The following is a 2,260-nucleotide window of genomic DNA, read 5'->3' on the forward strand; positions in this document are numbered from 1 at the left end:
GTCCACGGAATCCCTCTATCGTTTGATACGCTGTCAAACATTATGACCACGATTGCTAACAACCTCCAACAGGTTCTCGGCAGGATTGCGCAAGCGTGTACCGACGCTGGACGCGGCCCCGCCGACGTTGCCCTGCTGGCGGTTTCCAAGACGTTTGGCGCTGACGCCGTCATGGAAGCCGTGACCGCGGGCCAGCGCGCCTTTGGCGAAAACTACATCCAAGAGGGTGTGGACAAGATCCTCGCCCTGCGTGCCTCGCTGCCAGTGTCCCAGCCGGATGTGGCACTGCAATGGCACTGTATTGGCCCCATCCAGAGCAACAAGACCCGCCAGGTGGCTGAGCACTTTGACTGGGTGCACACGGTGGACCGGCTCAAGATTGCCGAGCGCCTGTCCGCCCAGCGCCCGGACCACTTGCCACCCTTGCAGATATGTATTCAGGTCAACGTGGACGGTGGCACCACCAAGTCGGGCGTGCCACCGGCAGAGGTGCTGGACTTGGCGCGCGCTGTGGCAAAACTGCCACGGCTTCAGGTCCGCGGAATCATGAGCATTCCTGACCATGCTCCTGATTTCGAAGCGCAACTGGCAATCCACACAAGCGCTAGAAGCCTTTTTGACCAGATATCTGCACTGGGCGAACCCGGGCTGGAGGGTTTTGACACCCTGTCGCTGGGCATGACGGCCGACTTGGAGGCCGCCATCCGGGCTGGCAGCACGATGGTGCGCGTGGGCACAGGCGTTTTTGGTGGCCGAACTTACCCGGCACCCTGACGTATCAGCCGAGCCCAGCGGGGCTCAGGCGGGCAGCGTGAAACCCGCCACGCAGTCCAGCGCTGCTTTCACATCCGCCTCGCTCACATCCAGATGCGCCACCCAGCGCAGGCGCGTGGCGCCGCCATAGAGGCTGCTGGTCACGCGCACATTGTTTTGTGCCAGCCAGGCCGTGAAAGCCGGGGCCACATCGGCATGCAAGTCGGTGAACAAGATGTTGGTCTGCCACGGCATCACTGCGATGCGGCCATGCAGCACGGGGTGGCTGCGGTTGGCTTCGTTCAGGCCCTGCGCCAGCCGGTCCAGGTTCGCATGGTCGTCGGCCAGGCGGCGCACGTGGTGTTCCAGCGCGTAGTGGCCTGCAGCCGCCAGCACGCCCGCTTGGCGCATGCCGCCGCCCAGAATCTTGCGCGTGCGGCGCGCCTGGCGGATGAAGTCCCGCGTGCCCAGCACCAGCGAGCCCACGGGCGCGCCCAGGCCCTTGCTCAGGCACAGCGATGCAGAGTCGAAGTGGCTGCACAGCGTGCGCGCCTCGTCATACACATCGGTGCCGTTGCGCGCAGCGTTGGCGGTGGCGGCGTTGAACATGCGCGCGCCGTCCAGGTGCATGGCAAGTCCGCGGCTGCGGGCCAGCTGGGCTACCTCGGCGATGTAGGGCGTGGGCAGTACCTGGCCACCGGTGGTGTTCTCCAGCACCACCAGACGGGTGCGCGCAAAGTGCGGGTCGTCGGGCTTGATGGCGGCGGCGATGTCGGCGATGCGCAGCGTGCCATCGGGCTGGGTCTCGACCGGCTGGGGCTGGATGGAGCCCAGCACCGCCATGCCACCGGCCTCCCAGCGGTAGGTGTGCCAGCTCTGGCCCACGATGGCTTCGTCACCGCGCTGGCAGTGGCCCCACAGCGCAATCAGGTTGGTTTGTGTGCCGGACGGCGCAAACAGCGCGGCCTCAAAACCCAGCAACTGCGCTGCATGGTCTTGCAGTGCGTTCACCGAAGGGTCATCGGCAAACACATCGTCGCCCAGCGGGGCTTTGAACATGGCCTCGCGCATGGCGGGCGTGGGCTGGGTGACGGTGTCGCTGCGAAAGTCGGGCATGGGCGTCCTGAAGGCAAATCAAAACGCGCATCGTAGCGGCGGGCGGGGGCGCTTTGCCGCCACGGGGTTTCTTGGCGCGCGGCGGCTGTCGCTTGTTTGCCATGTGCGCATGCCGGTCGCCGCCAGAATGCAGCGCAACTACCGCCTTCCGTTGGGACCTCTGTATGACCGCCCGCCCCCTGTTCGCCAAAGTCCTCGTCGCCAACCGGGGCGAGGTCGCCCTGCGCATCGTGCGGGCACTGCATGACCTGGGGCTGCCCAGCGTGGCCGTGTATGCCGACGACGACGCTGCCAGCCCCCACGTGCAGGCCGCCGACGAGGCTGTGGCGCTAGGAGCCTGTCGGACTTGCAGCGTCGATAGCGAAAATCGGCCCCAGCGAGGACAGTTTTT

3 protein-coding genes are annotated in these 2,260 nt (G+C 65.8%); 2 read left to right on the top strand and 1 reads right to left on the bottom strand.

Annotation, left to right across the window (positions count from 1 at the left end; genetic code table 11):
• Positions 1-42 precede the first annotated feature (42 nt).
• Positions 43-774 carry a YggS family pyridoxal phosphate-dependent enzyme gene (locus ACK41V_RS23465; RefSeq protein WP_409786067.1) on the top strand — a complete coding sequence of 244 codons (732 nt, stop codon included), beginning with the start codon at positions 43-45 and terminating at the stop codon, positions 772-774.
• Positions 775-798: 24 nt separating this feature from the next.
• Here ACK41V_RS23465 and ltaE read toward each other — a convergent pair whose 3' ends face one another.
• On the bottom strand, positions 799-1,869 hold the full coding sequence (gene ltaE, locus ACK41V_RS23470) for a low-specificity L-threonine aldolase (protein ID WP_409786070.1): 1,071 nt from the start codon (positions 1,867-1,869) through the stop codon (positions 799-801).
• A gap of 179 nt (positions 1,870-2,048) precedes the next feature.
• On the opposite strand from ltaE, the gene ACK41V_RS23475 reads away from it, so the two are divergent.
• A partial coding sequence (locus ACK41V_RS23475) for a biotin carboxylase N-terminal domain-containing protein (RefSeq protein WP_409786073.1) occupies positions 2,049-2,260 on the top strand: 212 nt, incomplete at its 3' end.

Origin of the sequence: Acidovorax sp. (assembly GCF_046291265.1) — a bacterium.
Classification (GTDB): domain Bacteria; phylum Pseudomonadota; class Gammaproteobacteria; order Burkholderiales; family Burkholderiaceae_C; genus Acidovorax.